The following is a 13,288-nucleotide window of genomic DNA, read 5'->3' on the forward strand; positions in this document are numbered from 1 at the left end:
TCATTCAGCCCAATTGTTGAATTTTGGCACATTGATTAATTAAGGAAAAGATCATGAACTTGTGGAAATCCCGTAAGCTACATAATGTCGCCACTATAGCTACTGCGACCATTGCCACTTTGGGTTTTATTGGTACTAACCCTGCGGCGGCTGCTATACTCAAGCTCAGTTTTTGTGGATTTTTTGAGGGTAATCCTAATAATGGAAGTGTTGATGGGTTTTTGATCATAGACGATAGTTTTCAAAATGACGCATCAAAGAATTTTGGACTTGTAGATGCAGAAATTAAAACTACAACAGATTCTAGTGGTGCTAATCCTTTAACATATACATTCAAGAATTTCCAAACATTAGGACAAGGTTTAGGAATCGCAGGCTTAGATCCCATATTTAGTGGTGGAGAAAGTAAATTTTGGAGATTTTTTGATACTGTAGGTAATAATTTTAATGTTGTGTTACCGATATCTGTTTTTCCTCTACAGCTTACAAATGGTAGGTCTATCGATTTTAACGATAATAGTGAGCAGCGCATAAGTTTACCGTTACAGGTGAGAAAAGATCCAGATAAATTACGCATTACACCTGTTCCCGAACCCACTAGCATTTTTGGCACAGCAATCGCTTTAGCATTAGGAGGAATGTTAACTAAAAAGAATTTAAGCAAGCTCAGTAAAAACAAAGTAGTAGCTTAAGTAATAAGATTAAATCCACGAGCATAAAGCCAATTTGAACGAGCAGGTGTCTTGCTTAACTGCTACCCATGAAGATTGCAGATACTTACACAGATAAATGGGCGATACTACGCCAACTAGTTATCGTCCTTTCACCTCTAATACTGGGGATTCTAGAAATTTGGCATCCTCTGGGAGTGCCTAGTAAAAGTGCTTTTGATTCCATCCTGCCACAAGTAGATTGGTGGCTCACGCTTCACCTGTTGCAAGTACCTTTATTTGGACTCGTGGCGCTGGCAGTTTTCTTGATGGTTAAATATTTGCGTGGATTGGCTGCCAGAATTAGCCGGATGGGTATGGCATTCTTTATCGTTTTCTATACATCTCTAGATGCAATTACAGGTATCGCTGGAGGGATGTTGATCCGTAGTGCGCGTAACTTACCTCCTAATGTGCAATCTTTTGTGTCTCAGCAAGTAAACCTGCTCTTTTTTGATCCGATTATTGGTGGTAGCACTTTATCCGTCATTGGGATACTTGGTGCAGGAGGATGGTTAGTTGGAGTAACGGCTGCTGCGATCGCTCTAGCCCAAGTGGGGGTAGATCGCTTGTCAGTGATTTTACTGATGTTAGCAGCAATTTTATTTAGTTTATCTCATACTCCACCTACAGGCCCTCTCGGTTTGATGTTTTTCTTCCTGGCTGTAGTACGAATTGACCCTCGTGTATGGAACGAACCAAAATAGCATTGAGTGCGTAAGCCCTATCTAGTATCTTTGAGAATTCACCAGAGAAAATCCACGCCGTGTGGGATAGATATTGGCTAACTCTACTTGGAAGCTAACTTGATCATGCAGTTCCCCGCTTCTAGCTGCCAAAGTCCAGTTACCAGGGCGCAAAGTCCAAGAGAAGGCATTAACTTGACTATCTAGCTTTTCTCCATTGAGCCACCACTCTACAGGTGTGGTGGGATTTTCGGCTACCTGAAATTGCAATTTTTGCTGTGCTGCATCAGGATAGAACAAAAATGAATCGCCATTATGGGGAGAAACAATCCTGAATTTATCTGCCACTAAACTTGATGCCTGATGTTTTGCTATCCATTCGTCATACTCTGGTGGTAAACTGAAGTCCTGCTGAGTCTCGTAGGCAATTTTATCTTCCGGGGAGAAATATTCTTGGACTATAGAGTTACAGTCTGGTGTAGGTTTTAAACCAGAGACAGCACATATAGGTAGTTTGATTAATCCCGATGGAGATGGCAAAGGCGCTGGTTGTTGGTGTTCATGCAGATGTAACATGATGCGATTCCATAAAGGCGCTGCACCAGTAACTCCCGATACTTGGCGCATGGGTTCGCCGTTAAAATTTCCTACCCAAGTGGCTACGGTGTAATCGCTGGTAAAGCCCACTGTCCAAGTATCGCGGAAGTTGGAGGAAGTACCAGTCTTGACGGCTGCCTCAAAGGGCAAGTTTAACACTGAGTCTACACCAAAAGCTGTGGCACGAGCATGGCGATCGCTCAAAATATCGGTGAGCAGTTGCCATGTTGTTGAATGTGGGGAGTGGGGAGTGGGAGGCTGGGCATGAGGAATGGTAGTGACTAGGGGAGTGATTTTGCCTTGTTGGGCGATCGTGCGGTAGGCTTGGGCTAGTTCCCAGAGGGTGACTTCACCACTGCCGAGGGTTAAACCTAAACCGTAATATTCTGGGGTTTGCTGGAGGTGAGTAAAACCTAGTTGACGTAGCCGTTCTAAGAAAATTGGCACACCGATTTTTTCTAAGACTCGCACTGCGGGTATATTCAGGGAATTGGCTAGGGCTATGCGGATGCGTACTGGGCCGAGAAAGTTTTGGGTGTAATCTGTGGGACTGTAGAGTTTTGCGCCGGGAATGGCGTAGTGGGTGGGGACATCGGCCAAGATGGTATTGGGATGAATTGCACCTTTTTCTAAAGCCAATTCATAGACAAAGGGTTTGAGGGTAGAACCTGGTTGACGTAGCGCTTGTACACCATCATTGCGTCCTAGTTGGGTTTCGTTAAAGTAATCAGGTGAACCGACGTAAGCTAAAACTTCTCCGGTGTGGTTGTCAATGACTAAAGCGGCTGCATCGTGGACGTTATTGGCGGCGAGGGTGGAAATGACTTGCTGTACTTGGGCGGTGACAAATTGCTGTAAAGGTTGATCTATGGTGGTGCGGATGAGGGAGGTTTGGGGATGGGGAGAAAGGTTTTGGGTATTGTACTGACTGGCTAACCAGAATAAAAAATGGGGTGCGGCAATGATTCCTCGCTGACGGGATTGGAAGACTACTTTTTCCGTCAGAGTTTTTTGGGCTATCTGCTGGGTAATATACTTATCTTCTACCATGCGATTGAGGACGTATTGTTGTCGCTGCTTGAGTCGCTCCTCATGCCGTAAAGGGTCGAAGTAGGTGGGATTATTGGGGATAGCAGCGAGAAAACTGGCTTGGGCAATATTTAAGTCGCTGGCGGGGATGGAAAAGTAAGTTCTAGCGGCTGCTTCTACACCATAGATATTACCTCCCATCGGTAAGCGATTAATATATGCGCTGAGGATTTCGTCTTTGTTCATCCCGGCGGCTAATCGCCAAGCTAGCCAAATCTCATGGAGTTTTCCTGAGAAGTTACGGGGAGATGGGGCTAGCATCCGCGCCAATTGCATGGTAACAGTGGAAGCACCGGAAACAATTTTTTGATGCTGAATTGTTTGTTGGATAGCACGAGCGATCGCTTGGATATCTAATGCGCCATGATCATAGAAGTTACCATCTTCAGCCGCTAAAATTGCCTGGATAAATTGGGGTGAAACTTGCTTTAAGTCCACAACGGCGGTATGTTCTTGATCACGGGTGAGGATTGTGCCTAATTGTAGCCCGTGGCGATCGCTAAATTCTAACGCCTGTTGATTTTGGATAATATCTGCGGTGTGAATCGGCGCAAAATAAGGCAGTAACCTCACTCCCAGGCACAGCAAAACCATAGCCAAAATAATTTTCAGACTTTGACGATGTTTTAATTTCAGTTTAAATTTCCACTGCCAATTTTTTACCCTTGTCATCACTTACTTCACTTCAGTTTCATCTCCATTCCTGATTAAATACAATTCATATTTTTAGGCTACGCTTTTTCTCTGTTAAATTTACAAAAAGAAATGTAGTAGTATAGCAAGCCTAAAGTTGTGTATTGGTAGGTTGTAGATGTAGGTTGGGTTAAGCGTAGCGCAACCCAACATGGATCTTAAAAACCCAGTATGGATATTAATGTTGGGTTACGCAAAGCCTCCACCTAACCTACACTTAATGCACAAATCATTAGTCTTGCCAAGCTTTAATACTCAGTACGCTTAGAGGGTGTTTGAAAAGTTTCGGTAGGTATAAAAATGTCATTCTTCCTTACGCTCCGCGTCAGGAAGAATCTAGGTTTTGTGGCACATACCGAGATGTTTCATTCCGCTACGCTGCATTCAACATGACAAAGAAACAGACTTTTCAAACGTCCTGTTAAGGTACTATCAACACTGGACAAGGGGAAAGGTTGATGACACGAGTCGTCACGCTGTCTGTTGCGCCCTCTTCGGTTAAACCTAGCCCCCGACAACCCATAATGATTAAATCCGCACCAATCTCATCAGCAACATCGCAGATAGTAAAGGCTGGTTTGCCTTGTCTCTCCAAAATTTCTGAGGAAATATTTTGTTGCGAAAATAAAGCCTGGGCATTCTCTAGCAGCTTGGCAACTGCCTCTGGAGACACCATAGGATCAGCATTAGGTGCATCTGTCGCAGATTCCTCTACCACAGATAGCAATACTAGGCGACTACCATATTGCTGCACGACGTTAATTACTACATCAGCAGCTTCCCGTGCTTCCCGACTTTGATCGATTGGAAATAGAACTGTCTTGAACATCGCTGCACCTCCGCACCCCCGACTCCGGTAAAATCTGGATGGATATATTTCAAAACAATAACAAAAAGGTAATCAGGAGGGTTTGGCTGTGTCTAAAAAAACTGTAGCAAGTTTATCTGCTGGTGATGTGTCTGGTAAACGCGCTTTGGTGCGTGTTGACTTTAACGTGCCTGTGGACGACCAAGGCAACATCACAGATGATACTCGCATTCGTGCTGCCCTGCCAACCATCCAAGATTTGACGCAGAAGGGAGCTAAGGTCATTTTAACAAGCCATTTTGGCCGTCCCAAAGGTGTGGATGACAAATTGCGCCTCACCCCGGTTGCTAAGAGACTATCTGAGTTATTGGGGCAAGAAGTTGTGAAAACCGATGACTCTATTGGCGATGAAGTGGCAGCGAAGGTAGCAGAATTGCAAAATGGGCAAGTACTACTGCTAGAAAATGTCCGTTTTTATCCAGAAGAAGAAAAAAATGATCCCGAATTTGCCAAAAAATTGGCGGCTAATGCTGATTTTTATGTCAATGATGCTTTTGGGACAGCACACCGCGCCCATGCTTCTACAGAAGGGGTGACTAAATTCCTGAGTCCTTCTGTAGCTGGCTATTTGGTGGAGAAGGAATTGCAATACCTGCAAAGTGCAATTGAAAGTCCCCAGCGTCCTTTGGCTGCTATTATTGGTGGTTCCAAGGTTTCCAGCAAAATCGGTGTAATTGAAACTCTGTTGGAGAAGTGCGACAAGCTGATCATCGGTGGTGGGATGATTTTCACATTCTACAAAGCCCGTGGTTTGAATGTTGGTAAGTCTCTGGTTGAAGAAGACAAGCTAGAACTGGCGAAGGCTTTGGAAGCTAAAGCTAAAGAACGTGGTGTGAGTTTGTTGTTACCTACAGATGTGGTGGTAGCAGACAATTTTGCCCCTGATGCTAATTCTCAAACCGTCAGTATTGACAACATTCCCGATGGTTGGATGGGTTTAGATATCGGCCCTGACTCTGTAAAAGTCTTCCAAGAAGCCCTTGCAGACACCAAAACCGTAATTTGGAACGGGCCTATGGGTGTGTTTGAGTTTGATAAATTTGCTGTGGGTACAGAAGCGATCGCTCATACTTTAGCAGAAATCGGCAAAACCGGCACAACCACCATCATCGGTGGTGGTGACTCTGTTGCAGCTGTTGAGAAGGTAGGTTTGGCTGATCAAATGAGCCACATCTCCACCGGCGGCGGCGCTAGCTTAGAGTTACTCGAAGGCAAAGTCCTACCCGGTATTGCCGCTTTAGATGAAGCGTAAGTAAGGGAATAGGGATTGGGGAGTAGGGAATAGGGTTATTTCCCTCATCTCTATTCTCTTATCCCCAGCCTTTAGTCTGTAACTAATCACTATTGACTATTGAATAAAAATATGTATAAAAATTTAGCGATCGCTATTTTTAGTTTGACTTTGACGACAGTTATCCCTGGTGTGGCGGTAGGGGAAACTGTGATGCAAAAAGTGGCTCGGACTGGAGTGCTAACAGCTGGAACTAGTAGAGATGCTACGCCTTTTGCCTATGCTGATGAGCAAGGACAGTTGATTGGTTATTCTGTAGATATGTTATCTGTGATCAAGCAGCAGATAGAAAAGGAATCAGGTAAAAAAATTCAACTGAAATTAGTGGCGGTGACTCCAGCACAAAGGATTCCCAAAATAGTCAACAGGCAAGTGGATATTGTTTGCGATGCTACTAGCTTTACTTGGGAACGGGATAAAAAAGTCGATTTTTCCGTCAGTTACGGTGCTACTGGGACTCAATTATTAGTAAAGACGGGGAGTAATCTTGGTTTGCCTGAATCTCTCATCGGTAAACGCATCGGTGTGTTAGCACAAACTACTAATGAACAGGCAATCAAACGGGTACAACCCCAAGCTAAACTGGTGTATTTTAAAAGTCGGGGAGAAGGATTTACAGCTTTGCAACAAGGCAAAATAGATGCTTTCTCATCTGATAGTATTTTATTGGAAGGATGGTTGCAAAAAGCCAAAAATCCTGATGATTTTGCAATTGTACCGGCTCGTCCCTATTCACGAGAAGGTATTGCTTGCATGGTTCCTGAGAATAACTCTAAATTTCTGGATGTAGTTAATTATTCTCTGGTGAAGTTTATGCAAGGATTTGTTAATAACGAGAATAAATATGTGACGATTTTTGATCGCTGGTTTGGTGCTAAAGGTGCGGTGTTTCTCAATCAAGATTTACGGGATTTAATGAAAGAAACTATGCAGTTGTTCATTGAATTTCGGGAAGAAATTCCGCAGCGTGACCTTTAAGAGGACGTTGGAAAAGTCTGTTTCTTTGTCATGTTGAATGCAGCGTAGCGGAATGAAACATCTCGGTATGTGCCATAAAACCTAGATTCTTCCTTACGCTCCGCTCCAGTCAGAATGACATTTTTATACCTACTGAAACTTTTCCAACACCCTCTAAAATATAGATTTAAAGACTAGTTTCTATATCAGCAGAAACTTGACATTTACTTAACTCACTCACTAAACGGTAAGCTTGGTGTTGGTAAAGAGGATGTTGGAGAGTGGCTGGAAGTTGATTCATCAAGGTTCTAGCTACATACATATCACAGCCAGATATGCGCGAAATGACAGCAGCCCCGGCAAATGCTGCTTCTGATGACACGGCTTTGTATATGTGAACTAAACATTGACGTGGTAGCATAATTCCTCGTTCTACCCTTTGCAATCCTTCAATGGTGGCTAAAACGATCAAGCGATCGCCTACACTCAATCTAATATCATCAGAAGGCATCAACTTTGGTGTTTTTTGATTGGCTCTAGCATGGAGAATTGGCACTACGCCATAACCGTAAGCCATCTCTGCTAACAATTTTTCATTGAGGGTATCGTCTGTTTCTACTTGATATTCGGTGACTAATGTAGTTTGGTTATTTAGACGAAACAAGTTAATGATATTCTCGCCAAATGCTGCCCCAGTAAATGCTTCCGCCGCTAGGGCATACACTCCCAAAACCCTGGCGTATGGTAACATCTGCGCCACATTCTCACTAAAACGAGGATCAACGGTGCGAATGACTAAGTTAGCCTTGGGGTTAACAACACGGGTTCTCAAGGCAATTTCTAGATTAGCCACCTCATCATCGGTGACGATAATCACGCTTTTGGCGGTATGAATATTCACTTTGCTGAGAGCATTTTGACTATTACCAATAACCAAAGGCATTTGTGGTAATATACCAGCTTCTAAATCATGGGTATGAACTCCCACTACAGGTTGTTTGAGTTCTTGCAGCAACTGTGCTACTAATCTACCAACTCTACCTAAACCAATCAGCACGATATGATCAGTTTTGGGTATTGGTGGACGCTGACGAGAAAATTGAAATCTGGCAGCCAAGACACGTTCTGTCATGATGGCGTAAAGAATGCCGACAAAAACCGTACCCGCTACAGTCAAGCTAATGCTGAATAAATGTAGCCACCAAGGAACGGGAAAGGACATTTCTAATTGTCCAAATAAGTTGTCGTAGCCACCAATGCTGAGAACTAAAGCAACATTTAGAGCATTTTGCCAGCTAATTTGTGGATAGTGGATTTTATATAGTAAGGTTCCACATAAAAATAGAATTACCATCACAATACAACTAGCTAAGGCTACACGACGAGTTTGACTACTTTCTGCCCAAGACTGAGTTAGTTGATAACACAGATTTGACCAGTTGATAGCTTGCCAAAATTTTCGGTTAGGTTGGATTGATGGGGAGATGATATTTTCTTTAGCTTCAATATAAGTAATAGTATCTCCCGGCAAAATTTTCGCATCTGGTTGCCATTCATAGAATGTTTTTGGTAAAGTTTTGCCTGGTTCTCTATGGCTGAGAATGCGGCGGTGGCTACTGTTGATTTCATGGATGTGCAAAAAATTCCGCCAACGATGGCTAATATCAATTGTCACTTCTTCCACTCGCAAAAGGTGATTTTCTAATGTAAAAAATCCTTTGATTTTACTACCAAGGGCTGCTAAGGTAAAACTGTTAGCTGTTAATTGGGTAGCTTCAAAAGCGATAAAATTCCCCAAACTTTCCCGGAGTAATTCATTGAGATTATCTTGAGACGAACGGATAACTAGACGTACATGAGGATTAAGCGATCGCGCGGCAAAGGCGGCGGCAATATTAATTCTCTCATCACTGGTGACAATGAGAATGGCTTTACACTGCCCAATATCCGCCTGTTCTAGTATCTTGGTTTGGCGACAATCTCCAATTACCAGTTTGTCCACTAAGTCAGGTAAGTCGGGAATTTCCCATTGTTGAGGATGTGTAGCTTCGATAGCATTTACCTTGACACCAAACTCTTTTAGCACAGATACACAATACTGTCCCAGGTTGCCCAACCCACAAACTAAGAAAGTGTTTGTAATTGCCATGCCAATCCTGATGTATGTGAATAAATGCAGATATTACTGATCAAGTCAGCTTTTGTCAGACTAATATTGCGATCGCTACAACAATACCATCGTGGAGACGCGGTTTATCGCGTCTCCAAATATTTTATCGGTTAACAGTACTCATGTCAGGATAGCGATCGCCTGCGGTGACACCCTTGGGTGCAGCAGCTGCAAGGCGACGCAAATCATCTGGAGCCAGAATAATTTCCGTGGCTGCAACATTGTCTTCTAAATAAGTGCGGCGCTTTGTACCAGGAATCGGCACAATATCTTCACCTTGAGCCAATAACCATGCCAAAGCCAGTTGGCTAGGTGTCACTCTCTTCTCATCAGCAATTTCCTTGACTTTTGCCACCAGTTCCAGATTTTTATAGAAATTCTCACCCTGAAAACGCGGGTTATTTCTCCGGTAATCATCTGCTGCTAAGTCTTCAGGACGGGTAATAGCTCCCGATAAAAATCCCCGTCCGAGGGGACTGTAAGCAACAAAACCAATTCCTAGCTCTCGAATAGTCGGTAAAATTTCCTCTTCCGGATCACGAGTCCACAGTGAATACTCTGTTTGTAGGGCGCTAATAGGATGAACTGCTTGAGCGCGGCGAATTGTCCCAGGAGCCGCTTCTGACAGCCCCAGATAGCGCACCTTACCTTGTTGGACTAGCTCTTTCATAGCCCCTACAGTGTCTTCAATTGGCACATTTGGATCAACACGATGTTGATAGTACAAATCGATCACCTCCACTCCCAAGCGTTTTAGAGAAGCATCGCAACATTGATGAACATATTCAGGTCTACCATTGACACCTTTCCAACCACCATCCTCAGTCCGGACATTCCCAAATTTGGTTGCTAGTACCACTTGCTCCCGACGATCTTTTATAGCTTTACCTACCAACTGCTCATTGGTGAATGGCCCATACATATCAGCAGTATCGAGAAAATTCACCCCAAGTTCCAAAGCTCGATGGATAGTAGCGATCGCTTCCCCTTCATCACGTCCACTGTAAAATTCAGACATCCCCATGCAACCAAGTCCCAGTTGGGAAACTTCTAACCCTTGTTTGCCTAGTTTTTTTGTCTTCATACAATAATTTCCTCAGCAAAATTGGCAACGGAAAATAATGTTGCATTTGTGCATTATCTCGTTGTATATAAACAAGTCATCTATTATTAGAGAGATTTTAGAGATAGGGGTATATGTCTCAAGCTCACTTGAACATCTTATTTCTAGTAACAAAAATTTGGCTTTTTGCTCTATGTCTCCGTGGTAAAGAGAAACTTAAAGATATTGCAGTGATTCCACACAAGAAAATTTGAATTTGTGAATTTATAGGGTTAGGGGTGACATTTTGGTACTGATTATCAGGGAGCGGGCAACGCTGCAACAAGTGGAGCAAATGCTGCAAACTTTGGAACTTTATATCAAAATAGCAGTAGACATAAAAAAAGGGATTTTAGCAGGGGGAGGAGAGAAACACGCTTTTTGTGAAGCCGCGTTGCTCGAAGATGGTAGTAGACAGAGAAATATTTGGGGTGCTGATTGGATTCCTTTTGACCAATCAATCACTTATGAATCTATTATTAACATTCTTCCCAGCCAAAATAATCGCTCAATGTTAATTCAAGACCCAGCGATTCGAGAACTTATTAAAAAAATCACTCAGGAGTTAATTGGCGGATATGCACCAGAATCTAGATGAAAAACAATCCCGGTTTCAAAGTGAAAACACATCAAATCGCTTAGGACACATAGCTTCTAATTTAGCGAGAATTAGAACATTTTGTCATACCGCTTATCGAGAAGCTGTTGAGAGTGTAGCAGATGAAACTATGTATTTTATTGAGTGGACAGCAGCAGAAATTGAACCAGAATATGCTGAAGAATTAGTGAATATTCAAGTCCAACTGGCACGATGGCAATTAACTTTCGATAGTCTTTGGTCTGATGAGAATGAACGTAGAAAAATGTCAGAGCAATCTAGCGCTTGGGCAGAGCAAGTATTAGGGATGTCAGGGTTATTGTCTGATTCAGCAGCATATTAATGGAACTGGAAACGAAGTAAATAGATTTTCGGCAAATAGGGTATGCAATTTCAGACAAATTGTAATTACTAAATCATCTCTATTAAAATTTAGCAAATCCTTATAATCACCATAAAACATCGGAAAAACCTAAATTAGGAACATCTGCACTCTTGCCCTAAAAATAACAAAACTTAGTACTCCCAAAGAGAAGTATTCTTAGGACAAGCTCTCAAATCTAACCCCCAAACCTATATCCCGCCTAGATGCAACCTTCTAGAGACGCGATTTATCACATCTTCACCCAGGAATGTATTTCTAAGCTTAATCCAATAACATCAAACGCATGGGGTCTAAATGTACATACCAAGGAAATGGATGATCTTTCATCGTCAACCATTTTTCTTTAAACACTTCTGCTTGTAGATGGTAATCTTCTAAACCATTTGCGGCTGTATGCAGTTTTAAAAACAATGTCATGCGGTGGGGTGTTTCACTTGTTCGCACTAGCCAGCAGGGAAAAGTATTGTCTTGGTTGGGGTCATTAGTAAAGGTGATTTGATGAGCGCGGATACCAACATGAGATGATTCACTCTGGGTGGGTTCTATAACGTTGAGACTGCAACCCCAATCGATCGCTGCTATTTGCTGGGCTGACTCAACAACCGTACTGGAGAAGTTTTTACAACCAGTAATTTGAGCAACACTAACTGTAGCTGGATTTTCAAAAATAGCGTATCTAGAACCATGCTGAATTGGACTACCATGCTCTAACACCAATAAATTGGGGCAAACCCGGTAGGCTTCTTCCATGTTGTGTGTGACAAATAGAGTTGCACCTTGGTAATCTGTGAGAGTTGCTGTCATTTGCTGCTCTAATTGACTACGCAAATGAGTATCAAGGGCAGAAAATGGCTCATCTAAAAGCAAGGCTTGGGGTTGACTAGCTAATGCTCTGGCTAAGGCTACCCGTTGTTGTTGTCCTCCAGATAGTTGGTGGGGATAGCGATCGCCTAATCCCTGTAGCTGCATAGCGATCAATTGCTCTTCTACCTGCAATCGCATACTACTAGCTGAAAGTCCCTTGGTTAAGCCAAAAGCAATGTTTTGGGCTACTGTCATGTGGGGAAATAAGGCGTAATTCTGCACCAAAAAACCAATCCGGCGATCGCGGCTGGGGATATTAATACCTTTTTCTGAGTCAAATAGTACCCTACCATTTAAAACTATCCGTCCCCTAGTCGGTGTTTCAATCCCCGCAATACAGCGTAGGATCATACTCTTACCTGCACCAGAACCACCCAACAAACCCAAAGGTTGTTCATCAGTACTGAAAGCCACTTTTAAATGAAAACTCGGTAAAACTTTCTCAATATCCACTAGCAATTCAACGTCCGCAGCAGGTGTAGACACCAACAAAAATTCACTCTTCTTGTCCCCCTGTCCCCTTGTCCCCCTATCTCCCTGCCTCCCCTTCTCCCTCATTTCTTGCCAAAAGTTAACCGCAATAATCCCCGATAGGGAAATCACCATAATAGCGATCGCCCAAAACCACGCCTCATCCATCGCTCCTGCTTCGACGGCAAAATAAATTGCCATTGGGATTGTCTGAGTTTGTCCAGGGATATTCCCGGCTAACATTAAGGTTGCACCGAACTCACCCAAAGCACGGGCAAAAGCTAAAGTTGTCGCGGCTAAAATCCCAGGTAGGGCTAAAGGTAAACTAATCCGCCAAAAAATTGTGGATTCACTCGCTCCCAGGGTTCTCGCTACTCGCAGTAAATTGCCATCAATTTGAGCAAAAGCCCCTAAAGCCGTTTTATACATCAATGGGAAGGAAACAACCGTTGCGGCGATCGCAGCCCCATACCAAGTAAAGACTATAGTAATATCAAAAGGCTCCATGAGTTTCCCCACAGGGCCGTTTTTGCCAAAAAATAGTAATAACAAAAAGCCCACAACCGTCGGTGGTAAAATCAAGGGAGCCACAAAGATACCCTCAATCAACGACTTGCCCTTACCGCGATAACCTAACATCCAATAGGCTGCGGCAATCCCTAAAAAGAAGGTGATAAATGTGGCAAGTAAGGAAGTTTTCAGTGATATCCAAAGCGGCGATAAATCCAATGACATGGTTGTTTAGGCAATAATTGATTAGCAAAAATTCACCAAGCCATAGTTGCGTCTTGTCTTCAACGCTCAAAA

Annotated in this window: 11 protein-coding genes; 6 read left to right on the forward strand and 5 right to left on the reverse strand. The window is 43.1% G+C overall.

The annotated features are described in order from the left end of the window. Window positions 1-53 precede the first annotated feature (53 nt). Together FD725_RS04300 and FD725_RS04305 are read left to right on the forward strand one after the other, a co-directional pair. Entirely contained in the window at window positions 54-692 is a 639-nt protein-coding gene (locus FD725_RS04300; protein ID WP_179046977.1) for a PEP-CTERM sorting domain-containing protein, read from the forward strand. Between the two features lie 68 nt (window positions 693-760). Further along, window positions 761-1,417, forward strand: coding sequence for a hypothetical protein (locus tag FD725_RS04305; protein ID WP_179046978.1), 657 nt, complete (start codon window positions 761-763; stop codon window positions 1,415-1,417). 21 nt (window positions 1,418-1,438) lie between these two features. On the opposite strand, the gene pbpC is transcribed toward FD725_RS04305, so the two are convergent. Then, complete coding sequence (gene pbpC, locus FD725_RS04310; RefSeq protein WP_179046979.1) at window positions 1,439-3,754, reverse strand: penicillin-binding protein 1C; 2,316 nt, start codon at window positions 3,752-3,754, stop codon at window positions 1,439-1,441. A gap of 442 nt (window positions 3,755-4,196) precedes the next feature. Next, window positions 4,197-4,604 (reverse strand): universal stress protein, encoded by a 408-nt coding sequence (locus tag FD725_RS04315; RefSeq protein WP_179046980.1) that lies wholly within the window; start codon window positions 4,602-4,604, stop codon window positions 4,197-4,199. Between the two features lie 88 nt (window positions 4,605-4,692). Here FD725_RS04315 and FD725_RS04320 point away from each other — a divergent pair, with 88 nt between their 5' ends. Then, window positions 4,693-5,895 carry a phosphoglycerate kinase gene (locus FD725_RS04320; protein ID WP_179046981.1) on the forward strand — a complete coding sequence of 401 codons (1,203 nt, stop codon included), beginning with the start codon at window positions 4,693-4,695 and terminating at the stop codon, window positions 5,893-5,895. A gap of 111 nt (window positions 5,896-6,006) precedes the next feature. Continuing rightward, the gene (locus FD725_RS04325) at window positions 6,007-6,912 is read left to right on the forward strand and encodes an amino acid ABC transporter substrate-binding protein (RefSeq protein ID WP_179046982.1); all 906 of its coding nucleotides are present in this window, start codon (window positions 6,007-6,009) and stop codon (window positions 6,910-6,912) included. A gap of 166 nt (window positions 6,913-7,078) precedes the next feature. On the opposite strand, the gene FD725_RS04330 is transcribed toward FD725_RS04325, so the two are convergent. Next, window positions 7,079-9,040 carry a TrkA family potassium uptake protein gene (locus FD725_RS04330; RefSeq protein ID WP_179046983.1) on the reverse strand — a complete coding sequence of 654 codons (1,962 nt, stop codon included), beginning with the start codon at window positions 9,038-9,040 and terminating at the stop codon, window positions 7,079-7,081. Window positions 9,041-9,164: 124 nt separating this feature from the next. Further along, complete coding sequence (locus FD725_RS04335; protein WP_179046984.1) at window positions 9,165-10,145, reverse strand: aldo/keto reductase; 981 nt, start codon at window positions 10,143-10,145, stop codon at window positions 9,165-9,167. A gap of 265 nt (window positions 10,146-10,410) precedes the next feature. Between FD725_RS04335 and FD725_RS04340 the strand changes: the two genes are divergently transcribed. Further along, a complete protein-coding gene (locus FD725_RS04340) occupies window positions 10,411-10,761 on the forward strand; it encodes a DUF5674 family protein (protein WP_179046985.1) in 351 nt (116 codons plus the stop codon). Continuing rightward, entirely contained in the window at window positions 10,742-11,104 is a 363-nt protein-coding gene (locus FD725_RS04345; RefSeq protein WP_179046986.1) for a hypothetical protein, read from the forward strand. Before FD725_RS04340 ends, FD725_RS04345 begins: the two co-directional genes overlap by 20 nt. Window positions 11,105-11,407: 303 nt before the next feature. Here FD725_RS04345 and modB read toward each other — a convergent pair whose 3' ends face one another. Beyond that, window positions 11,408-13,216 (reverse strand): molybdate ABC transporter permease subunit, encoded by a 1,809-nt coding sequence (gene modB, locus FD725_RS04350; RefSeq protein ID WP_179046987.1) that lies wholly within the window; start codon window positions 13,214-13,216, stop codon window positions 11,408-11,410. Window positions 13,217-13,288 lie beyond the last annotated feature (72 nt).

The sequence above is a fragment of the Nostoc sp. TCL26-01 genome (assembly GCF_013393945.1).
GTDB lineage: Bacteria > Cyanobacteriota > Cyanobacteriia > Cyanobacteriales > Nostocaceae > Trichormus.